At 59.5% G+C, this 20,785-nt stretch carries 20 protein-coding genes and 1 tRNA gene; 11 read left to right on the plus strand and 10 right to left on the minus strand.

The window, feature by feature from the left end:
• Position 1 precedes the first annotated feature (1 nt).
• Positions 2-1,195 (minus strand): HlyD family efflux transporter periplasmic adaptor subunit, encoded by a 1,194-nt coding sequence (locus Q666_RS45290; RefSeq protein WP_022999655.1) that lies wholly within the window; start codon positions 1,193-1,195, stop codon positions 2-4.
• A gap of 354 nt (positions 1,196-1,549) precedes the next feature.
• Positions 1,550-1,912, minus strand: a complete 363-nt coding sequence (locus tag Q666_RS66930; protein WP_022999656.1) for a helix-turn-helix domain-containing protein — start codon at positions 1,910-1,912, stop codon at positions 1,550-1,552.
• Positions 1,913-1,959: 47 nt separating this feature from the next.
• Here Q666_RS66930 and Q666_RS45295 point away from each other — a divergent pair, with 47 nt between their 5' ends.
• The gene (locus Q666_RS45295; RefSeq protein WP_022999657.1) at positions 1,960-2,421 is read left to right on the plus strand and encodes a VOC family protein; all 462 of its coding nucleotides are present in this window, start codon (positions 1,960-1,962) and stop codon (positions 2,419-2,421) included.
• Between the two features lie 137 nt (positions 2,422-2,558).
• Positions 2,559-3,974, plus strand: a complete 1,416-nt coding sequence (locus Q666_RS45300) for a carotenoid oxygenase family protein (protein ID WP_022999658.1) — start codon at positions 2,559-2,561, stop codon at positions 3,972-3,974.
• Positions 3,975-3,993: 19 nt separating this feature from the next.
• On the opposite strand, the gene Q666_RS45305 is transcribed toward Q666_RS45300, so the two are convergent.
• Positions 3,994-5,193, minus strand: coding sequence for a hypothetical protein (locus Q666_RS45305; RefSeq protein WP_152533324.1), 1,200 nt, complete (start codon positions 5,191-5,193; stop codon positions 3,994-3,996).
• A 266-nt stretch (positions 5,194-5,459) separates the two neighbouring features.
• Between Q666_RS45305 and panC the strand changes: the two genes are divergently transcribed.
• From panC to Q666_RS45320, 3 genes are all read left to right on the plus strand, one after another.
• Complete coding sequence (panC, locus tag Q666_RS45310) at positions 5,460-6,311, plus strand: pantoate--beta-alanine ligase (protein ID WP_031268873.1); 852 nt, start codon at positions 5,460-5,462, stop codon at positions 6,309-6,311.
• A 36-nt stretch (positions 6,312-6,347) separates the two neighbouring features.
• Positions 6,348-7,157 (plus strand): 3-methyl-2-oxobutanoate hydroxymethyltransferase, encoded by an 810-nt coding sequence (panB, locus tag Q666_RS45315; RefSeq protein ID WP_022999661.1) that lies wholly within the window; start codon positions 6,348-6,350, stop codon positions 7,155-7,157.
• A 443-nt stretch (positions 7,158-7,600) separates the two neighbouring features.
• Positions 7,601-8,665 (plus strand): trifunctional transcriptional activator/DNA repair protein Ada/methylated-DNA--[protein]-cysteine S-methyltransferase, encoded by a 1,065-nt coding sequence (locus Q666_RS45320; protein ID WP_022999662.1) that lies wholly within the window; start codon positions 7,601-7,603, stop codon positions 8,663-8,665.
• Between the two features lie 35 nt (positions 8,666-8,700).
• Here Q666_RS45320 and Q666_RS64830 read toward each other — a convergent pair whose 3' ends face one another.
• The 5 genes from Q666_RS64830 to Q666_RS45345 are packed head-to-tail and all read right to left on the minus strand — an operon-like array spanning position 8,701 to position 11,802.
• The gene (locus Q666_RS64830) at positions 8,701-9,819 is read right to left on the minus strand and encodes a TonB family protein (protein WP_022999663.1); all 1,119 of its coding nucleotides are present in this window, start codon (positions 9,817-9,819) and stop codon (positions 8,701-8,703) included.
• The gene (locus tag Q666_RS45330; RefSeq protein WP_208993849.1) at positions 9,816-10,208 is read right to left on the minus strand and encodes a biopolymer transporter ExbD; all 393 of its coding nucleotides are present in this window, start codon (positions 10,206-10,208) and stop codon (positions 9,816-9,818) included. The genes Q666_RS64830 and Q666_RS45330 overlap by 4 nt, the downstream gene beginning before the upstream one ends.
• A gap of 14 nt (positions 10,209-10,222) precedes the next feature.
• Complete coding sequence (locus tag Q666_RS45335) at positions 10,223-10,597, minus strand: biopolymer transporter ExbD (protein WP_031268874.1); 375 nt, start codon at positions 10,595-10,597, stop codon at positions 10,223-10,225.
• Positions 10,587-11,300, minus strand: a complete 714-nt coding sequence (locus Q666_RS45340) for a MotA/TolQ/ExbB proton channel family protein (RefSeq protein ID WP_031268875.1) — start codon at positions 11,298-11,300, stop codon at positions 10,587-10,589. Before Q666_RS45340 ends, Q666_RS45335 begins: the two co-directional genes overlap by 11 nt.
• A 22-nt stretch (positions 11,301-11,322) precedes the next feature.
• Positions 11,323-11,802 (minus strand): hypothetical protein, encoded by a 480-nt coding sequence (locus Q666_RS45345; protein ID WP_031268876.1) that lies wholly within the window; start codon positions 11,800-11,802, stop codon positions 11,323-11,325.
• 779 nt (positions 11,803-12,581) lie between these two features.
• Between Q666_RS45345 and Q666_RS45350 the strand changes: the two genes are divergently transcribed.
• Together Q666_RS45350 and Q666_RS45355 are read left to right on the plus strand one after the other, a co-directional pair.
• Positions 12,582-13,718, plus strand: a complete 1,137-nt coding sequence (locus Q666_RS45350) for an iron-containing alcohol dehydrogenase (protein WP_022999668.1) — start codon at positions 12,582-12,584, stop codon at positions 13,716-13,718.
• Between the two features lie 329 nt (positions 13,719-14,047).
• Entirely contained in the window at positions 14,048-14,905 is an 858-nt protein-coding gene (locus Q666_RS45355) for a hypothetical protein (RefSeq protein WP_145903644.1), read from the plus strand.
• A 284-nt stretch (positions 14,906-15,189) separates the two neighbouring features.
• On the opposite strand, the gene Q666_RS45360 is transcribed toward Q666_RS45355, so the two are convergent.
• On the minus strand, positions 15,190-15,777 hold the full coding sequence (locus Q666_RS45360) for a glutathione S-transferase family protein (protein ID WP_081713246.1): 588 nt from the start codon (positions 15,775-15,777) through the stop codon (positions 15,190-15,192).
• Positions 15,778-16,560: 783 nt separating this feature from the next.
• Positions 16,561-16,650: transfer RNA gene (locus tag Q666_RS45365), tRNA-Ser, on the minus strand.
• A gap of 685 nt (positions 16,651-17,335) precedes the next feature.
• Here Q666_RS45365 and Q666_RS45370 point away from each other — a divergent pair.
• From Q666_RS45370 to Q666_RS45385, 4 genes are all read left to right on the plus strand, one after another.
• Positions 17,336-17,650 (plus strand): hypothetical protein, encoded by a 315-nt coding sequence (locus tag Q666_RS45370; RefSeq protein ID WP_145903647.1) that lies wholly within the window; start codon positions 17,336-17,338, stop codon positions 17,648-17,650.
• Positions 17,651-17,831: 181 nt separating this feature from the next.
• Positions 17,832-18,497, plus strand: a complete 666-nt coding sequence (msrA, locus tag Q666_RS45375; protein ID WP_022999672.1) for a peptide-methionine (S)-S-oxide reductase MsrA — start codon at positions 17,832-17,834, stop codon at positions 18,495-18,497.
• A gap of 296 nt (positions 18,498-18,793) precedes the next feature.
• Positions 18,794-19,117, plus strand: a complete 324-nt coding sequence (locus Q666_RS45380) for a hypothetical protein (RefSeq protein WP_022999673.1) — start codon at positions 18,794-18,796, stop codon at positions 19,115-19,117.
• Entirely contained in the window at positions 19,114-20,625 is a 1,512-nt protein-coding gene (locus Q666_RS45385; RefSeq protein ID WP_022999674.1) for a methyl-accepting chemotaxis protein, read from the plus strand. Before Q666_RS45380 ends, Q666_RS45385 begins: the two co-directional genes overlap by 4 nt.
• Positions 20,626-20,785: the final 160 nt, after the last annotated feature.

A 20,785-nucleotide genomic window follows, 5' to 3' on the forward strand; every position in this document is an offset into this window, starting at 1 on the left:
CTCAGAGCCAGAGGGTGCGCAGGAAATCGAGAGGTCTTGCTTCGAAGAAAACCCGGCCCGTTCTCCCGATCGCACAGGCGAGTGCCGGATCTTCGCGGATTGCGGGCACGACAAGCGTCACGTCGAAGCGTTGCAGGTGTCTTTCGCTGGGCGCAACGGCAAGGTTTCGGTAAATCGTCTCTGCCCCGGAACCGGCCAGACGCGTGATCGTACCCTCCAGAACCTTCTGGTCGTTGCTCACGCGAAACTTGGCAAGGTCTCCGATCTTGAGGCGGTTATAGACGGATTCAGCAACACTCAAGGTGATGATCGTGGAGGTGCAATTCACAAGGCGCATCAATGGCTCGCCTCGTTCAACCGTCTCGCCGTTTGCCGTCAGCACTTCCCAAACGGTTCCGTCGACGTTCGAAATGAGTTTCGAGGAGGCCAGCCGGTTCACTCTCAGCCGCTCGACATTGATGCGATTGTCCAAGGCCTTTGCCTTTTCCTTTTCCGCATTGAGCAAGGCCTGGTTTTCGGATTGTTCCAGTGTCAGTTCCGAAATGCGTTGTTCGGAGTAAGGAGCATCATTGTAACCATCGCCCAGAAACGTTCCGTCTTGAGCCGCCTGCAGTTCGATCTCGACAACGGCCGCCCGCTGGCGTGCACTTTCCAGATCCTGCGCTGCAACCCTTTGCGTCGCTCTGATCCGCTCGAAGGAGGCTGAAGCCTCCAGGCCGCGATCTGTCAGCTGTTTGGAGCGCTGGAAAGCCGCCTCCGCCTCATCCCCCCTGGCTTCGGCGGCACCGATTTCGAAGGTCAAGGCACGCAGCTCCGCTTGAAGCTGCAGGATCCGCTGCTGCTGATAGCGCTCCGATCTCGCCTGCAAATCACTGACGGACTGTTCGATCGCGGCTATCACGGTCGACAGCCGGTCAACCTCGGCTGTCGCAAACGCCTTTTCGCGGATCATGTCGTTGAGGTAGATGTTGTCGACAAGGGGATCATCGATCGACCCCAGTTGTTCGCCCTCTGCAACAGACGATCCGAGCAGCCGGTGCTCCAGCGTCAGTTGTCCGGCTGTCGGCGCCCGTACCGTTGTGAGCCTTGCATTGATAACCGCATCTGCGCTGGTGCCTGACAACTGCTCCCCTGCAATCACAAACCCGGCGGCGACGATGACCAGGCCTGCAAGCAACAATCTCAGAATCCGCATCTGACCTCTCAAATGAGTCTGTCGAGAATGAATGCCCCCAGCGCAAACTCCCGTATCGCGTGAAGCGTGTAAAGGGAGCTTCTTTGCATTAGTTAATATCCCGGGCCTGTGGAAAGAATGCCAATCTATTCAATCGACAAGGAGACTTAGGTGAATTCGATCAAAGGTTGTGGAGGGAGGGAAATCGAAGCATTCCTGCATCCCGTGGCGCAGGAGCGAGGCACGTCCTGATCCCGAAGGACAGTTTTGCAGACCCTTCCAACCGACCTGACTTCACAGGTTTTCTGGCAATTGCAGCGGTTTAAGACGCAAGGCAATTCAAGCGTCAATTCATTGAGTATCGACTTCTTGTAATCAGCCCACCCGTGCGGCGTTCCAATCCGCAAGGTGCCGCAGGATTGGCACCAGGGCGAGGCCATCGCGTGTCAATGAATAGCCGGTTGCAACCTGTGCCGATCGGGACACCAACCCATCTTTTTCAAGTTCGCGCATTGCTCGAACGAGCACTCGACGGCTTGCAAATTCTAGGCGGCGCTGAATGTCCGGTAGGCCGCTATCCTTCTCGGACAGTACAATCAGGATCGACGCTTTCCACTGTCCGCTCACGGTCTGGAGGCCGGCTGCAAGATCACACCATCCGTGGAGGTTCCCTCGGTTTCGCTCCTGGATCGTCGACCAGGTCCGGCGGGCTGTGTCAAAATTGTCAGACTGGTCCATGCGCGGGAAACTCCGATAGGTGTCTCCCGAAACATGGAGACCACGCGATGTCAGTACAAGTTTTCACCGGATTTCATCACTCTGCGATCCGCTCCCCGGACCTTCAGCGCTCCGTTTCCTTTTATGAGGAAATCGGTTTCCACCAGGTGCACGACTGGAGACTGCCGAGCTATGGCATCGATCGCGCGATAATGATGCAGGCACCCGACAGGAAAAGCTGGATCGAATTGTTCGACCTGAGGGCCGAGATCCCGATGCAAGGTGTTGGTGCGCAGCAAGGGCAAAAGGTTTCGACAGGTGCGCTCGCACATCTCTGCTTGAGCGTGACGGATCTTGATCAGGCTTGCGTGCGGATTGTCGAAGCCGGTGCGAGGCATCTGCACGGCCCGGAAGCACTGACACTTGGCCAACCCGAAGTGCGGGTCCGCAACGCAATCTTTGAAGGGCCGGCCGGCGAGATCATCGAACTCTTGCAGCCGGTCCGCTTCCCTGGCGACCAGCCGGCCTAGGGAAAATCAGAAACTTCCACGACAGCATTTTACCCCACGCGGTGGACAGCGGGTCCGCCGCAGTTGACCCCCATGATGGTTCCGGCAATCCTTCATCCTGACGCGGGGATTTTCGCTGCGGTGAGGGGGAGATGTGCATGAGCCGGGAACGCATCACGGAAACAATCGCCTGGCAGTCGGCCGATCCGCATCTGACCGGCAATTTTGCGCCAATCGGCAGCGAGATCGATGCGGAGGGGCTGGAAGTGATCTCCGGGCGCATTCCGGAAGATCTGCTGGGAACATATATCCGCAACGGCCCCAACCCTCGCTATGAGCCCGTCTCCTACAATTATCCGCTGGAAGGCGACGGCATGTTGCATGCGATCCGCTTTGAAGGCGGAAAGGCGAGCTACCGCAATCGCTATGTGCGCACCCGCGGTTTCGAGATCGAGCATCAGGCAGGTCACGCGGTCTTCGGCGGCGTGATGACGCCGCGCCCTGTTGATCCTGCCTTGCTGGGGCCGGAGGACGATCCGGACAATCCTTTCAAGGCGTCCGCCTTCATTGGCGTGATGCAGCACGGCGGCCAGTTGCTCGCCCTTGGCGAGTGCGAACCGGCCTGGGAGATCGGCCCGGATCTGGAAACGCGCGGCCCTTGGACGGCAGGCACCGATGCGCCGATCCTGATGGGGGCACACAACAGGGTTCATCCGGTTACCGGCGATCTCTATGCCCTCAGTTACGACTTCGCCTCGCCCACGGTCACGCTTCATCACGTTGGCCGCGACGGCAAGCTGCGCCGAAGCTTCGACATCACCCTGGCAGCACCGAGCATGATCCACGACTTCGTGCTGACCGAGCGCCATCTGGTGCTGCTGATCGGCCCGCTGGTTTTCGACATGGAAGCGATGATGTCCGGCGGATCCATGCTGCAATGGAAGCCGGAGATGGGAACGCGCATTGCCGTGCAGCCGCTGGATGGCGGTGCTGTGACCTGGTACGAGGCCGAGCCGTTTTTCGTCTTCCACTTTGCCAACGGTTTCGAGCGCGGCAGCGACATCGTCATCGACTATGTGCGTCACCAGAAACTCTATCTTGGGTATGGCGAACCCAACACCCAGCCGCCGACACTTCAGCGCCTGGTGCTGGACACGGGAACGGGCCGAGTGCGTGAGCAGGCCTGGTTCGACAAGGTGGCGGAGTTCCCGAGGATCGATGACCGCAGGAATGCGCTTGCAGCACGCTATGTCTATTCCCCGACCCTGACCGACACGTTGACCGGTGGAAACGGCGCATCGGCGACATTCAACTGCCTGTTGCGGATCGATACGGAAACCGGGGACGTCAGCGCTCATGACTTCGGCAACCGCATCGCCGGTGAAGCTGTGTTCATTCCGCGTGGTGAGGCCGAAACCGCCGGCTGGCTGGCAACCTATCTCTATGATCCCGAAACGCAGACGAGTGAATTCGTGCTCCTGGACGCTGAAGGGGTCGGCGACGAACCGATCGTCCGACTGCGTCTGCCGCAACGGGTGCCGCAGGGCCTGCACGGAACCTGGGTCCCGGGCTAGGCGCGCGCGTCGAGGCCCGTTAATCCCGCCCCTTGTCCCAGGCCTTGAGCTGGTCTACGGCCCGTTTGGGGCCAAGGGTCAGGCGGTAGAAGTCGAAGAGACCCGGACGCACCGAGGCGAAAAAGTAATTGAAGTGAAGCGCAAAGAAGCGAAAGCGCAGGTAACGGAACCTCTTTGCGGTCATTCGGTCCGGAATGCACACGCTGTACCGTCTGGGTTCCGGCAACGTCTCGCCCGATGTGTTCTGCTGCGCATACCGCGCCACGGGCGTGGTGCGGCCACCGCAGAGCGGGTCATGCGGACCGTAAAGATCCGTCCAGTCGACACCGGACCGTGCCACCGCCGTCATGGCATCGCCAAAGCCGTCTTGCGCCCCGAACCCGCCGAGGCAATCGAACGCCGGTCCCATTGTGACAAAAGAGAAGCCGCCTGGGCGCCGAACGATGTCCGGCTGCCGGCGCAGGACAGCTGCAAGAATGTAGATCGCCACGAACGTCCCGCAGCTGTGCGACACGAACACCAGGTCGGTATCTTCGTCCGCTTCTGCGGCTGCGGCAACGATGAGGTCGGCGCTTTCTTCAATACGGGCGACCATTTCGGGGTGGTTGTTCCGGGCAAGCCGGGCCATGAAGTGCCAGCTGTTGACCAGGTACCGGAAGTAGGACTTGGGTTCCAGCCAGGTCATGAGCAGGTAAACCGCGAGCATCCACGCCGCGCTGCCTCCCAGCAACACGGACCAGGCGATTTCTTCGGCATGGCCTTGCCGAACCGCCGCGCCCACATCGCGCAGAATGACCGGTGCCAGAAGAATGGGTGGCAGCAGGCTGGCCAGGAAATAGAGGAGCAGTCCAACGGGGGGATAAAGACAGAAGACCCCATGCGCCCAGTTGCTTTTCAATGCAGCCCGATATCCACCCGCCTGGGCGATCATCATGAAGGACCGGATGGCATCTGCAATCGTGCGTGGCCAGGAGCGCCGAAAATCGGCCTTGATGACGTCCCGCCAGCCAAGCTGCACAAACGTTGTCTCGACACGGCTGTCCGGCCAGTCGACATGCCCGCTCCAACTGGCCGTGGTGCCGCCGGGATCAAGACCTTCGCTGAGCTGGGAAAGGGCACCGTTCACCTTCCGGATCTTCAGGAAGGTGTCGAACTCCTTGCGGAGCAACGGGAAGCAGTAACGGGCCGGACGCAAATCATAGCCAGGAAAATAGATCACCAGTCGGTTCAGGCGGTTCTTTATTTTTCTCTCCTGACAATACTGCTCGTTTAGCCGGTCTTTGCGAGCCGGCTATTATTCTTGTTCGGACAGGCTCCATCGACTTCCCCAGCCTGCGGATCCAGCATGCACCAAACGACATGGAGGCGGCACCTGGCAAGGTCTGTTCCCCTCTTTGCCCACTGGACTTTCGTTTCGCCGTCATTATGCTGCACCTGCGAAAAGAAACCCCGGGCGGGAAACGGGGTCGCGGGAGGATGAAACAGATGATCATCTGCCGGACGAAGGCGGAGATGCGCGAAGCCGTGCGAGGCTGGAAACGCGCGGGTGAAACCGTCGGGGTGGTGCCGACAATGGGCTATCTGCATGAGGGCCATCTCGGCCTCGTGCGCATGGCGCGGCAAAAGGCAGACCGCGTGGTTGCCACCATTTTCGTCAACCCCACCCAGTTTGGCGCCAATGAGGATCTGTCGACCTATCCGCGTGATGAAGCGCGTGATCTGGCGCTTCTGGAGGCGGAAGGCACCGACGCAGTGTTTCTGCCGAGCGTTGAGGAAATGTACGGCGCCGGCGGAGATGCCTTCGTTGAGGTTCCGGGCCTCTCCGCCATTTTGCAGGGCGCTCTCAGGCCCGGTCATTTCCGGGGTGTCTCTACGGTCGTCACCAAGCTCTTCAACATTGTCACGCCGGATTTCGCTGTGTTTGGCGAGAAGGACTATCAGCAGCTCACCTTGATCCGGCAGATGGTTCGCGATCTCGACATGCCGCTGGAAATCGTGCCGCACAAGACGGTGCGTGAGGAAGACGGGCTCGCGATGTCGTCGCGCAACGTTCGCCTGACTGCGGAGCACCGGGTCGACGCTGTCCAGCTCAGCCGGTCGCTCAGCGCTGCGGAGGAACTCGCGAAATCGGCCCCGGCAGTTTCGGTGCTGGAAGCTGCTGTCCGAAAAAGCCTTGGGGAAGCGCCCTCGGGAAAGGTGGAAAGCGTCGACATTCGCGATGCGGAAACCCTTGAAGAGCTTTCCGGCATGCTTGACCGCCCGGCCGTGGTGCTGCTGGCCGTGCGCTTCGGCACCGTTCTCCTGATCGACCAGCGGGTGATTGCACCCGCCGCCTGATAATCAGTCTCAAGCCCCTTATCGAAAGGACGCCGCATGAGCACCCAGAAACCCGTTCGCCGCATCACGGCTCCGCAGATCACCCGCCGCAAGGGCGGTGATCCCATCGTCTCGCTGACCTCCTATCACGCGCATACGGCGGCCATCGTCGACAAATACGCCGATTTCATCCTGGTGGGTGACAGTCTCGGCATGGTCATGCACGGCATGGAATCCACCGTCGGCGTGTCGCTGGAACTGATGATCATGCATGGCAAGGCCGTGGTGCGCGGCACAAGCCGGGCGCTGGTGGTGGTCGACATGCCGTTTGGCACCTATGAGGAAAGCCCGTCGGTGGCCTTCCGCAACGCTGCCCGTGTGATGAAGGAAACCCAGTGCGGGGCCGTAAAGCTTGAAGGTGGCGCCCGCATGGCCGAGACCATCCGCTTCCTGAGCGAGCGAGGCATTCCGGTGATGGCCCACATCGGTCTGACGCCGCAATCGGTCAACGTCATGGGCGGTTTCAAGACGCAAGGGCGCGACGAGGACAGCTGGGCCAGCCACGAGGAAGACGCAAGAGCCGTTGCCGAGGCCGGTGCTTTCGCGCTGGTTCTGGAAGGCATGGTCGAGCCGCTGGCGGCGAGGATCACCAAACAGATCGCGATACCGACCATCGGCATCGGAGCGTCCGCGGAGTGCGACGGTCAGATCCTGGTGCTGGAGGACATGCTCGGCCTTAACCCGACGCCCCCGAAATTCGTCAAGGTCTATGGCAATCTTGGCGGCCAGATCGAGGCAGCGGTGAAAGCCTATTCGGAAGAGGTCAAGGACCGCAGCTTCCCTGGTGAGAGCGAAGTGTACCGGTAGAGGCCAGTTTCTCACCTCTCGGCTTGTCATCCCGGACGCAGTGAAACGGAGATCCGGGATCGGGGCACCAGTGCCTTGCCCTTTGAGCGCGTGCCCACGCCGACCGCCGGAGGCTCTCCGATCCCGGCTCGCGCTGCGCTTGGCCGGGATGACGATGGAGTGGGTTTGCCATGGTGTTTCACGAAATATCTGGCCGCGTGACTTCTCACCTCTCGGTTGGTCATCCCGGACGCAGTGAAACGGAGATCCGGGATCGGGGCGTCCGTGCCTTGCCCTTTGAGCGCATGCCCACGCCGTGCGCCGGTGGCTCTCCGATCCTGGCTCGGGCTGACGCTTGGCCGGGATGACGATGGAAAGGTTTGTTTTCCGGCGCTATCCGATGGAATGAAATTAACGCCCGATTTCCGGCTGCAATGAATTCTCGCCAGGCGTAAAGTCGGGTCATGCTTATGACCCGACCCAGTTTCGACACGCTCTATGAAGCGCTTCTGAACCGTGATCCGTCCTACGACGGACGCGTTTTTGTCTGTGTAGCTTCTACCGGAATTTTCTGCCGGCTGACCTGCCCGGCGCGCAAGCCGAAGCGGGAGAACTGCAGCTTCCATGACACCGTGTCCGAATGTTTTGACGCCGGCTTCCGCCCTTGCAAACGCTGCCGTCCAACCACGCCGGAGGCCACTGCCGACCCGGTGGTGAAGCCGTTGATCGAGGCACTGGAAATGCGTCCATCCTACCGCTGGGGCGAACCGGATCTCGTGCGCATGGGGTTCGACCCCTCAACGGTGCGCCGGGCCTTCAAGCGGCATTTCGGCATGACCTTTCTGGAAATGGCGCGCCAGCGGCGCCTGCAGGAAGGGTTCTCGACGCTTGCCGACGGCGGCAAGGTGATCGATGCGCAGATCACGGCCGGGTTCGACTCGCCGAGCGCGTTTCGCGAAGCCTTCGCCAAGATTCTCGGCCAGTCTCCCGGGGTCTTTTCCGCCAAGCCCCTGCTTTTCGCCGACTGGGTGGCGTCGCCGCTCGGTCCGCTGATTGCCGTCACCGACAGGACCCAGCTGCATCTGTTGGAATTTCTCGACCGAAAGGCCTTTCCGACAGAGTTCAGGAAGCTGCAGACCTACGCCAAGGGTGAGATCGGCTTTGGGCGAACGGAGGTCACCGACCAGATCCAGGGAGAACTCGATCGTTTCTTTGCCGGAACCGGCGGTCAATTCCAGACAAGGCTTGCTCTACACGGTTCTGCCTTCACCCGGGATGTCTGGCGCGAGTTGCTGACCATTCCGCCTGGCGAGACACGCAGCTATTCCGAACTGGCAAGGGCGCTGGGGAGGCCGGAAGCTGTGCGGGCGGTTGCCCGGGCCAATGGCGCCAACCAACTTGCTCTCGTCGTGCCGTGCCACCGGGTCATCGGCGCGGATGGCTCCCTCACCGGCTATGGTGGGGGGCTCTGGCGCAAGCAACGCCTGATCGAACTGGAGCAGAGCTACCGGCAGACCCCTGCTGCTTGACGGTGCTCGCCTTGCCCTCGTTTTGGCTCGGCGTGTTAGCGGTCGAAGCGGACTGGCACCTGCATGTTCATGCGCGCAACGCGAATATCACCCGGAAACTTTGGCATGGGCGAAGCCCTGCGCACCATGTCGAGCGCGGCCTGGTCCAGCACCGGGTGCCCGGAAGACCGGGTCACGCGAATGCCGGAAACAGCGCCGTTGGATGAAATCGTGAAGCCGACACTCACCGTTCCCTCCAGCCTCTGACGTTTCGCTTCACGGGGATAACGTTTTGCGCGGCGCAGTTTGGCCACCACCTTGCCCTGATAATTGGACGTTGCTTTGGTGCCGCCATCCTTGGTACGGGCATCCGCCCGGCCATTGGTGTTGGATTTCGCGCTCTGGCTGGTGACGCGTTCACCACCCTTTCGGGCGCTGGTTTCCGCACCCTTCCTCTGCGCTTTCACAACCTTCCTGGGTTTTTCCTGCTCTTCGACCTTGGGAGCTTCCGCATTTCGCACCGGTGGCTTGGGCTTGCGGTTCGGTGTCTGCGTGACCTCGGCCAGCGGATCGGCAACTGGCTGTTGCACTTCGGTTTGCGTGTCCACCGGCTGAACTGTTTCAACCGGTGCGGCTGGCTCCACCCGTGCAACTTCGACAGGTTTTTGCTCCGGTGCCGGCTCGACTGGGTCGACCGGCTTGATCGGTTCCGGTGTGACACTGCCCTGCAACGTTTCTGACACCGTCGCCACCTGCGGCGTTGTCGCCGGCGCTTTCACCGGATCCAATGAAGTAACGCCTGCGACCATCGGAACGGACGGAACAGGTTCTGAAGCTGGCGTGTCAGGCACTGCCTCGGCGACGGCCGGGCTTGGCTGCACTTCTACCGGTTTTACCGGCGTGCTGGACCGCACCTCGGGCTTTGCGGTGTTCACCTGTACTTCTTCGATTGGCTCTACGTCCGGCTTCACGTCCTCGACAGGCTGAGGATCGGCTACGGCATCCACTTGTGCTCCGGCTACAAGATCCTCGATGGACCCGATCACCGAAACGCCGCCGCCTTCAGAAGCTGCAATGGAGATCTCATTCGGATCTTTCGCGAAAAAGGCGGCGCCGGTGCCGTGCAGCACCAGAGAAAGGATGGCCCCGGCAGCCAGGAAACGCGCGAAACTCACTTCGAGCCTCTTCTTGTTATGAGCACGATGTCGGTGCGTCCGGCATCCTTCAGCTCGCGCAACACCTTTTCCAGGGCATCCGCCTTCAGCGTGCCGTCCGCAGCCACCTTGATCGGGCCGTCTTTGCCGCCTGGCTCTTCTTGCTGCGCAAGCCAGTCGGCAACGCCGACTTCGGCCTCTCCGGCAAAGGTGCGGCCTTGCGGGTCAACAATGAGTGCGCCGGTGGACCGGATGGTCTCGTCTTCCAGTATGTTCAGCGGCGGTTCGATTTTCCTGGCATCGTCCCGGGCAACCGACCCTGCAAACAGGAAGAAGATCAGCATCAGGAAAACGACGTTGATCAGCGGAATGGTGTTTTCCGGCGGTTCGCGGCGCTGTGGGGATTTCATGCGCATGAGGTCACCTATTGTCCCGTCACCAGAACGCTCTTCAGCCCGCTTCTGCGAACCTCGGCCATGACATCAACCACGTCCTGGACGTTTGCATCCGGGCCGGACCAGATCGCGACGACACTGTTTTCCTTGAGCGCGGAAAACAGTTCCGCCATGTCCGCCTTCATCAGGGGGCGGCCATTCAGGTCCAGCTTTTCCGAGGTGTGAATACGCAGGTAGGCGGGCCTTTGCGCCGCGCCGCCACCTTCAGCACCGCTGGAAATGTCCAGCGACTGGTACCGTGTGAAGCTGGACGCCAGCATGAAGAACAGCAGCAGCAGGAAGATGACGTCGATCAGCGAGGTCAGGCCGACGGGCTTGCGCCGCACTCTTGCTTTAAACTGCATGCCTCGTCTCCGAAGCCTCCAGGGCCACGATCCGGGCCGCACCGCGTTCGGCGATCGCCCCGGTGAAGAACGCCGTGACCAGCGCTTCCATCTCGGATTGCTCCGCCTCGATACGGCTGTCAAACCAGCCGACAATGGCCGACACGGGTATTGCGACCGAAAGACCGACGGCGGTCGTCAGCAAGGCTACCCAAATACCGCCGGCGAGAACGGAAGGGTCCACCGCCGCGCCGGCGCCCTGCATGGCCTGAAAGGCCTCGATCATGCCGAGTACGGTCCCCAGAAGGCCGATCAGCGGTGCTGTCTGCGCGATCATGTCGAGCGGGCGAAGGTATGCCCTCAGCGTGTTGATCCGCTGGATACAGATCCGCTCGACGTCCTCTTTCAGAAGCTCGGTCCTGGTGTTGCCGCAAGCGCTGCCCTGCACGAGCTTCAGCATGATGTCGGCAACCACGGATTTTCCACCGGCCGCCATCGTTTTCGCTTCCTGAGGCCGGCCGTCCAGCCAAAGGTCCAGCGCCCTGCGGGCAGTACCGAAACGCCCGACACCCAGATACAGGAACTGCAAAAGCTTGGCGGCAATCAGCGCTGCCGCCACCAGGGAAAGGGCAAGCAGGAACAACACCACCGGGCCGCCCTGATCGACGAGGCCGGTCAATGGAGACAGGAAGTGCGGCAGGGCCGCGGTAGGGACATCAGGCATTTTGATCACGCTTGGGTTTTCATCAGAGGATCAGGTCGATTTCCGACCGCGAGTCGATCCGCAGCAGCGGCAGACAGTCCTGTTGGGCGGTGTCCTGAAGGTCACAGGCGCGCACCTCGTTCACAAGGACGCGAGAGATGCCGGTACAGTCTCCCTTGGCAACGTCATATTGCCGGACACGCGTCTTGCCGGTGGGGAGATCGCCGAAGTCGATAGCCGCATAGCCGGAAACGCCGTCGGACGTGTCGAACATCACCAGGTCGAGACCAAGGGCGTTGACGGGTATTGGCAAGGTGTTGCGGATGACGAAGGTCAACCGGCAGGACCCGTCGACCGTCTCCGCATCGTTCAACTGGACGGCGATCGCTTCGCTTGTCTTGGAGGCGGTTTGGGACGCTGCCTGAGACGCCGATTGCGCGTTGGCTGCGGCAGCGAACTGACTGCTCAGCATCAAGGCGAGCGCAACCGCCCGAACCGGCGCCGAAACCAAAGATCTCTTCATCCCTTCGCTCTCCCGTAGCGGCTCGCGGCCTGGTTCCGGATAAGAACCCCGGCCGCGCGCCATTCGAGTTAAAGACTTGTCTCCAGGGCAGCACGTGGGTGGCATCGGCGAAGCCGGATGGAGGTATCAATCCGCGAAAAGGGCTGTCCCGTCGGGACGCACGAAACGCACGATTGGCTTTCAGAACTGCTGGAGATTTTTGAAGGCTGAGGCGGTCTGCGCGATCATCATCAAGACCGTCGCTGCCCTGGCTAATCGATCTTTACACCGAAAGCAGCGAGTGAGGGAACCGGTCCGGATTAAAAAAGTTGAATTTTTAGTTCAGAATTTAAACGGGTCACAGGCGATGCCGGGACACAGACCATTTCAGCGCCCGCCAAGCGAACCCACGGGCCGCAGACTTGCCGTCTTGAAGTACCTTTCAGAGCACTCGTCAGAAGAAGGTAGATGAAGGTCGGCGGAATGGAGAGCGCTTGCGCTACTAAACCCGATCGAAGCACGCAAGCTGCCAGTTTGCTGCTGACCCTGGGCGGACGAACCGTTGCCAGTTATCCGTTGTCATCGATCACCGAAATGACGGAGAGCAAACCAAGTCTCTCTCTCGAGAGAGACGGCATTGCGGGAAGCGTCAATTCTCTTCTCGTTATACCCAAATTGAAAGAGAGTGGATTTACAGGTCACATTTAGAGTTTATCTTGCGGCGAACCAAAAATATTCGCCCAAATGGCCTGCGTTCAATCCGGGTCGGTTTCAATGGGCATATCAGCAAAGGGAGCGGCATGCCTCTGATCAATTACGTAACCCGGGTCCAGTTCGGTTTTGGCGAGCTTGCCACGTTGAAGGAGGAACTGGCGCTCGCCGGAATTTCGCGCCCGCTCGTAGTGACGGACAAAGGCGTGCGCGGGCTCGGATTTCTCGACAAGATTGAAGCCGTCCTCGGCAAGGAGCTGGCAGGCGTCTACGACGAGACCCCCGGAAATCCGAATGAGGCGGCCGTTCGTGTCGCGACTGACTTGTTCAAAGAGGTTGAAGCCGACGGAATTATCGCCATTGGTGGCGGATCGGCGATCGATCTTGCAAAGGCGGTTGCCATCCTCGCCGCACATGGCGGCGCCCTGAAGACCTATGCGGTCATCGAGGGTGGCCTGCAAAAAATCACGGCCAAAACCTGGCCGACCATAGCTATTCCGACAACGTCAGGCACCGGTAGCGAAGTTGGACGCGGGGCGATTGTGATACTGGATGATGGCCGAAAAGTCGGCTTGCTGTCTCCATTCCTTGTTCCGAAAGCCGCGATTGTCGATCCGGAATTGACCATGACGCTGCCGCCCGTTTTGACTGCAGCCACCGGAATGGACGCTATCTCGCACTGCATCGAGACCTATCTTGCCCCGTCCTTCAATCCGCCGGCAGACGGCATCGCACTTGAAGGACTGCGCCGCGCCTGGGCGAATATCCGCAAGGCGACGGAAACACCGGATGACAAGGACGCCCGCGCCAACATGGCAATCGCCGCAACCATGGGCGCGATGGCCTTCCAAAAAGGGCTGGGCTGTGTGCACAGCCTCAGTCATGCGCTCGGCGGGCTCAATCCGAAACTGCACCACGGCACCTTGAACGCGGTGTTCATGCCTGCAGTTCTGGAATTCAACAAGGCGGCCCCGACATCCGTCAGCGAAAACAAGTATGCCCGGATGGCCGATGCCATGGGTCTGGCTACCGGAACGGATATCGGAGCGGCCATCAAGGAGATGACGGCGGCCATCGGGTTGCCCGTCAGCCTGTCGGAGCTGGGTGTTTCGGAAGATCTCTTCGACCGCATCATTCAGGGTGCATTGGCCGACCACAGCCACAAGACCAACCCCATTGACGCAACCGCCGACGACTATCTCAGGATGCTGCAAGCTTCTTATTGACGGGACCGTCTCTGAAACTCCCTTGAGCGCTCTCCGGACCACAGCACCACCCAGAATCGCCCAGAAACGCGGTGTCGGTATTTATGGAAGCTGGTGGTCCGGAATGCGTCCCCATTTTGGTCGTTCGTCGGCTTTCCGTTTGCTCCCAAAAGCCATCATTCATCGCATACGGATTGACCGTTCATTTCGCGTCGGGTGAAGGTGCTATGGGTAGGACCTTCTAAACCTTACCAGGTGCGCTATTTTCAAAGGCAGGGAGTTACCGACAATGCGCGGATCACATATATTAGTCTGAAGCATGAGCGACCAGAAAGAGACCGGAGACTGATGTGTCACCAAGTAAGGGCCGCGTTGAAAGACTGATTGACAGGATAGGCGCTGAATTTCAGTCTCATCTCATCGACTTGCGGAACACCTCCACAGTCTTTGATATTCAAGACGGCGCCGTTCAAAAGATGATCTCACGCGAAGCGCCATTTGGTGTCATTGGGATCAAGATCCTGGTGCGCAATCCCGGAGACGTAAATCGTCTTTTTGAGCACCAATGGAATTTCAGTATTGGGATCACCGGATGTGAATTCACGCTTTTGGACGTCGATTACCAGAACGACGTTTTGGTTGGTGATGCGAATTCAGCCGAATTCGTTGGGCACGAACACATTGCCTACAAGTCGGTTGAACACATGATTGCCTTTCATGGCGATGAGTTCGGCATAGGAAAGGTCTTCATCGAAAAAATTGGCACTTTCTGCCCCAGCCTGCTTGAAAAGCCACCATTGTTTTTTCGAATGCCGCGCAGGGCAGCACCCGCCTACAGATACACAGAAGCACCCCAGGCCATTCGCGAGGAGGTGGGCCTATCGCTTGATGGCGGCATGCTTCTGATTGAGGCGATGATCAAAGAACATGGGATTGCCCCTTATACGATCCTTCTGTCCTTCCATTCTGACGAAAACTTCTGGCTGGTTGACCTCCCAGAAACGCTTGTCGACCGGTACCAGCACGGCCTCATTGATCCGAGCCTTGGTGAACACCATTCAAATCTTGAGGTTGGGGTATCCATTACAGCGGAAGCCCTGAGGAACAGGGTTCGGCAGAAGCCAAACAGCGCTGAGCGTGATAATGGCGTCTTTTTCTCCATGTCCGGAAGCGGTTCTGCGTCAGGTTATTTGAGCGGACTGAATTGACTTTCCGTTGGCTGGGGTCATCTCTGTTGCAGTGAGAAGGCGCGCAATTCCCGACAACCTATTCTCTGACACGATCCGGACCTTGGCTGCGTGGCGCACCAATGTCCGCTTCGCTTATCGCTGCGGCCATTACCCGACGGTCCGCTGCCGTTCATCGGTGGAACTGCATGCTGCGCGCCGGCCCGCCACACCACCCATCCACTGCTGCGTTATCTACCTCACTTCCAAGGCCCACTTAGGGGACTTGGCTGCCATCTACATTGTCGCGGGCAACGTCTGCTTTCTCACTTCGACGAGGCTTGCTGGAACACCTCGTACTGCGCGTCGAATGCTCGCTTGTAGGCGGGTCGCTCTGCCGCACGCGCGATGTAATCCATAAAGATTGGATACTCTTCCAGTATGCCCGATCCCTCTAACCTGCGGATCGCGTGAACCATAAGGATATCGGCTGCGCTGAAAGGTCCGGCCAACCAGGTCGGCTCTCCCAAGGCGGCGGCGAGTTGATCCAGCCGTGTTCGGATGCGGTCATCGACCATGGCGAACCGTTCCGCTTGCCAACTCTTATCGGCCTCGAAATACTTGACGTAGTCGCGCTCGACGATCGGAGGCTCAACCGTGTTCAGGGCAGCGAACATCCAGCTTATCGCCCGTGCGCGTCCTGCTCCATCGCCGGGCAGCAGGCCAGCGTGACGCTCCGCGATGTGGAACACGATGGCCCCAGATTCGAACAAAGCCACGTCACCGTCTTCATAGGTTGGTATCTGACCGAAGGGCTGGAGGGCGAGGTGCGCTGGCTGCTTCAATTCTTTGAAAGTCACCAGTCGCACATCATAGGACTGGCCGGCTTCCTCAAGCGCCCAACGGACACGCATATCACGCGCAAGGCCGACACCTTTGTCGGGAGATGATTTGAATGCGGTGATGGTGGGCACGGGTTCTCCAACGCGAATTTTGGATGGGTGCGTTTAAGAAAAGTCTCTTACAAAGCTGACTTTGCTGCAAAATGCAGCATTGGTCAAAGCGGGCTCCAGGCAGCCTTTCGCCGTCGTGACGCGCCTATCCCTACCTCGTGGTGCTGGTCGACACAAACGGCCGAATCCGGACATTCACCTTCGATTGGTTCAATGGCGGCTTCGCGGCCCCACATAGGTCGTTTAGTTCCGTATGCAAGTTTCCCTGAAGCAGACATAGGCAGCGCAACTCCTGTCGGGAATTGATTTGAATTCCAGCAGCTAACATTCGATGTCTTTTAAGAGGTAAGCCACTTAGGAAGTGTTGTACCTCGAACCATTGAACAATACGCCGTTCGTGTATTTGAGGCCGCTGTCACAAGCGACTGTAACGACGGTCGCGGTCGGTCCGAGTTCTTTGGCGAGCTCGATTGCTGCCAGCACGTTTATTCCAGTCGACGTTCTCTTCGCTCGCCAGACGCTGACATACAACGCGGGCCTGGCCTCCGGCACGCTGCGTGCGTCTTGGTTGCCACCTACGCCTCAAGCGATAAGCAGCGATGCTTCAGGTTGCAGCGGAAATAGCGAGGCATGAGCATAATTTGGACAGATTGTGGAATGACCGGGCCTGCCATGGCCAGAATGATGGGTTGAGCGATAGGCCAACCTTAAAAACAAAAAATTTCAATGTCTTGGAAAGAGAAATGGCGGACAGAGAGGGATTCGAACCCTCGATACGGTTGCCCGTATACACGCGTTCCAGGCGTGCGCCTTCAACCACTCGGCCACCTGTCCGTCGCAAGCGTCACCCGCTTGAGTGGGGCGCAATATACCCATGGCGCGATCAAGTGCAAGCACTTGAACAAGTTTTTTTTTCGGTGCCTCGCCGCTGTGGATTGTCGAGGGGTTGCGGGGCTCGGACGAGCTGCAAAAAACGGCTGTAACGTGCCATGCAGCCGGCAATGCCTGGACCGAAAAAATCTTTCCTGTCGTGGCAGTACCAAGGCGGTTTGTCTGGGGCTGGAGGCTGGCCGGGCGCATGTATGGCCGCGCAGAATCAGCGTCTGGTGTTTTCGAGGGTCGAGAGACGTCTCGCCGGCAAGATCATGGCACGGCTTAGTCTCTGTGCGGGAAGATAGCCTCGCTTGGGGTTCGGCGTTGCGATAGGCCGGGGAGACGAGGCGGCCACGGTGTGACACAAGTCTGAGCAGGCGGCTTTGTGCTTGCGTATTGGGGAAATGCTGCACTGCAACTACCGCGCTGCCTGAATTTATTTCGAAGCATTTGAAACGAAAGCACTTGCGAAAGCCGGGAACCAAAGTCACAAGAATGTGTTGAATATCAAATCTTGTTCCTGCGCGGGGTGATATTACCCTAAAGGAATGCTCAACATCCGGCGGCTAATATTTGAAGGCCTGACTGGAGCGAGCGCTCCGTTTAATATTTTGGCAAAGCTGAAAGCAAAGCGATGATCAGTGTTTTGAAGTTTTTATTCCGCATCCTCGGCTACGGCTTTGTCGCCGTCGCGATTATTGCCGGCATTTCCGATGCAAGTTCTTCCATTGCCCTGTCCGAAATCCGTCTGGCCCAGCTTGGCCAGGTCTGGCAGAACCTGTCGCCCGCCTCTCTCGAAATGGCGGAAGCCCACATCGTGGCGTCTTTCGACCCGACGGTCTGGCAGACCCTGAAAGAGACTGTCCTGACCTGGCCGGTCTGGGCGGTCTTCGCTCCGATCGGCCTGGCGCTGCTTTGGCTGGGAGCCAAGCGCCGCAGCCAGCGTGCGCTTTACGCCTGACGCGGCTTCTTGCAGCACCAGACGAGGTGTCGCAAAACGGCAGTTTCCGCTCACACGCGAACACCGTTGCGTGACGGGCCTCTTGGAAAGCGGGCGCAGCTGCGCCACATTAGCTCCTGAAATAAGCCGACTGCTTCCCGGGATCCTCGAGAGGCTTTGTTGGCATGTGTGGGAGAAAGCCATGTCGTTCATGACGATGCTGACCAAGAAATTTTCGCTGCCGGCCAAGGACGAGGCCCTGCCGGGGCGTTCCGAGGCGATCCGGCCGGCTGAGCCGCATTTCGTCAACGGACGGCCGCTCGCGGGCCCCTATCCGGACAACATGAAAACCCTTGTGGTCGGAATGGGCTGCTTCTGGGGCGCTGAACGCCTGTTCTGGCAGCTGCCCGGTGTCTATGTCACCGCGGTCGGCTACGCGGGTGGATATACGCCCAACCCGACCTACCATGAAACCTGCACCGGGCGCACGGGCCACACGGAAGTGGTCCTGGTCGTTTATGACCCGGCGGAGATTTCCCTCGGAGATCTTCTGAAGGTCTTCTGGGAAAATCACGATCCGACCCAGGGCATGCGCCAGGGCAATGATACCGGTACCCAGTATCGCTCGGCCGTCTACGTGAGCGAAGGCGACGACCTTGCCGGTGCCGAACAGTCGAGGCAAGCCTATCAGGCTGCCCTGAAGGCCGGTGGCGTGGCAAGCTCCATCACGACGGAAATCCGGGAGCTGGATACCTTCTATTTCGCCGAGGATTACCATCAGCAGTATCTGGCCAAGAACCCGGCCGGCTATTGCGGGATCGGCGGCACGGGCATTTCGTGCCCGGTCGGGCTGGGCCAGACTGCCTGACGGCTGTCCGATCGCTAGCTTGGTTCCGGTTGAGTTCCAGACGGGGCAGTGCCAGTGACGGCGCTGCCCCGTCTTTTTGCATTCTCCGGCGCCTGAAGCCGGCAGTGTTTCAACCGTTTCCTTGCCGAAGTTGGCCATATTGAAAGTCAGCTGGCGCGGGTCAAAAAAGTCAGGATCTACATAAGTACAATTTCGTACATAGCTTATATCTTTCAATACTCTAGGGAAGTTTCAGGCTTTCTTAAATTTGCGCTGCGAGGATAGACCTGACGCATGGGCGTTTAAGGATCGACTTCGTGAGCCGTTCGGCAAAAATTTTCGCGACAGGATACTTCCTGGCCAGCTGCCTGTTGATGCTGGTCGGCTCGTTGATGCCTGCCCGCGAAGGGCCGGTCGCGGTATTCGCATGGCCCTGGGGTGAAAGCGCGGTCAGTGTCATCGCCAGATCGGGTGGCCCGGTACTGTTCGTCGGGGACAGAAGCTGGGTGGCGCTCACCGAAGCCGGTGAACAACAGTCCATCGCAAATCTTTACCGGTCAGGCGCCGGTTTTGTGGCGTCTTCCTTCATCGCGCAAGCCTGTGCGCGATTGAGCGGTGTCTCCCTGGAGCAGTTGAAATGAACGGTGTGGAAATGTCTCAAGCGGATCAGATGTCGGGTCAGCTTTCCGGTCTGGACCAGTTTCGGCAGAAGTTTGCGCGGATGCTGATCCATTTTATCTGGGTGAATGTCTTCCTGGTCATGGGAACAGCCTGGTGGGTTGGCTATGTTTCTCTCGTGGCGGTTTGCGGGGCAGCCTTGCTCCTGGGTGTTGCGGCCACCGGTACATGGATCAAGTTCGGAGCCGGCGTCGAAACGCGCCTTGCCACCTCCATGTCCCTTGCCGGGCTGGTTGCCCTGTTCGTGGCCGCTCTGGCTACACCGGATGGTCAGATCACCTATCAGCTCGACGCACATATGTATTTCTTCGCCGTTCTGGCGATCCTGGCCAGCTGGGTCGACTGGCGGGCGCTGGTTGCCTATGCGGCCGTCGTCGCCGTGCACCACCTTGTCCTGAATTTCGCCATGCCCTGGGCCGTTTTCCCCGGTGGGGCGGATTTCAGCCGCGTGGTCTTTCATGCGCTTGTCGTGGTTGCGGAAGTCGGCGCACTCTGGTGGATGACCGACAGTCTTGCACGAGCGTTTGCCGCTTCCGACAAGGCACGCGAGGAGGCCGAGGCCGCTCGCGCCCAGGCAATGGTGCTGCAGCACCGGACCGCTGAAAATGACGAGATGGAGCGCGCCAAGCAGAAGGTCATCAACGAACGCATCATGGCGTTTGAAAGTGATATCGCTGCCAAGCTGGACGGTGTCGGCCTGAAGGTGCGCGAAATGCGGGATGCCGCAACCGAGCTGGGAACCGTTGCCGAAAACACCTCGTCGCGTGCAGGCTCCGTATCGGATGCGTCCGAAACGGCGTCCTCAAACGTGCAAATGGTTGCTTCCGCCGCAGAAGAGCTGTCGTCCTCGATCGCGGAGATTTCGCGCCAGGTCGAACAGACCACCGGCATCGTCAACCGGGCGACGGAAAATGCGCAAACCAGCAACAGCAAGGTCGCGGGCCTTGCGAATGCGGCCAATCGGATCGGCGAGGTCGTCACGCTGATCCAGGCGATTGCCGAACAGACCAACCTTCTGGCTCTCAACGCCACCATCGAGGCGGCCCGCGCGGGCGAAGCTGGCAGGGGCTTTGCGGTTGTTGCTGCCGAAGTGAAGGAACTGGCGACACAGACGTCCAAGGCAACGGAAGAAATCGGCGCCCAGATCGCGGCGATCCAGGCGGAAACCAAGGACGCGGTGGAATCCATCGGAGTGATTGCGACGACGATGGACGAGGTCAACAGCTATACGGCCGCCATTGCTGCCGCTGTTGGTGAACAAGGCGCGGCGACCCAGGAAATCTCGCGCAATGTGGCGGAAGCCGCGGACGGCACGGGCCGGGTTGCCAACAACATCGACGGTGTGCGGGAATCTGTCGAACGCACCAGCCACTCGGTCGGCTCCATGGTCGAGGCGGCCGAGACCCTCGATGTGGAGACCCAGGACATGCGCCGGGCAATCACCGCCTTCCTGAAGGATGTCGCGGCCTGAGAGTACGGCCGCAACAGATCGTGATCTTCTGAAACCGGCGGCCAGTCCGCCGGTTTTTTCGTTCTTGGGGTGCTCTCCTGTCCTGCATGCTTGACCTGATGTCGCTTGAATGCCATGAGCCGCCCCTAACGAACCAGCGTTGCGGATGAAAACGTGCCAC

The organism is Labrenzia sp. C1B70 (assembly GCF_000475395.1).
In the GTDB taxonomy this organism is placed as follows: domain Bacteria; phylum Pseudomonadota; class Alphaproteobacteria; order Rhizobiales; family Stappiaceae; genus Roseibium; species Roseibium algicola.

Excerpts from the sequence above, each read along its gene's own strand:
- Q666_RS45290 (WP_022999655.1), bottom strand. The coding sequence starts at position 1,195 with ATGCGGATTCTGAGATTGTTGCTTGCAGGCCTGGTCATCGTCGCCGCC.
- Q666_RS66930 (WP_022999656.1), bottom strand. The coding sequence starts at position 1,912 with ATGGACCAGTCTGACAATTTTGACACAGCCCGCCGGACCTGGTCGACG.
- Q666_RS45295 (WP_022999657.1), top strand. The coding sequence starts at position 1,960 with ATGTCAGTACAAGTTTTCACCGGATTTCATCACTCTGCGATCCGCTCC.
- Q666_RS45300 (WP_022999658.1), top strand. The coding sequence starts at position 2,559 with ATGAGCCGGGAACGCATCACGGAAACAATCGCCTGGCAGTCGGCCGAT.
- panC (WP_031268873.1), top strand. The coding sequence starts at position 5,460 with ATGATCATCTGCCGGACGAAGGCGGAGATGCGCGAAGCCGTGCGAGGC.
- panB (WP_022999661.1), top strand. The coding sequence starts at position 6,348 with ATGAGCACCCAGAAACCCGTTCGCCGCATCACGGCTCCGCAGATCACC.
- Q666_RS45320 (WP_022999662.1), top strand. The coding sequence starts at position 7,601 with ATGCTTATGACCCGACCCAGTTTCGACACGCTCTATGAAGCGCTTCTG.
- Q666_RS45330 (WP_208993849.1), bottom strand. The coding sequence starts at position 10,208 with ATGAAATCCCCACAGCGCCGCGAACCGCCGGAAAACACCATTCCGCTG.
- Q666_RS45335 (WP_031268874.1), bottom strand. The coding sequence starts at position 10,597 with ATGCAGTTTAAAGCAAGAGTGCGGCGCAAGCCCGTCGGCCTGACCTCG.
- Q666_RS45340 (WP_031268875.1), bottom strand. The coding sequence starts at position 11,300 with ATGCCTGATGTCCCTACCGCGGCCCTGCCGCACTTCCTGTCTCCATTG.
- Q666_RS45345 (WP_031268876.1), bottom strand. The coding sequence starts at position 11,802 with ATGAAGAGATCTTTGGTTTCGGCGCCGGTTCGGGCGGTTGCGCTCGCC.
- Q666_RS45350 (WP_022999668.1), top strand. The coding sequence starts at position 12,582 with ATGCCTCTGATCAATTACGTAACCCGGGTCCAGTTCGGTTTTGGCGAG.
- Q666_RS45360 (WP_081713246.1), bottom strand. The coding sequence starts at position 15,777 with ATGCGTGTCCGTTGGGCGCTTGAGGAAGCCGGCCAGTCCTATGATGTG.
- msrA (WP_022999672.1), top strand. The coding sequence starts at position 17,832 with ATGTCGTTCATGACGATGCTGACCAAGAAATTTTCGCTGCCGGCCAAG.
- Q666_RS45385 (WP_022999674.1), top strand. The coding sequence starts at position 19,114 with ATGAACGGTGTGGAAATGTCTCAAGCGGATCAGATGTCGGGTCAGCTT.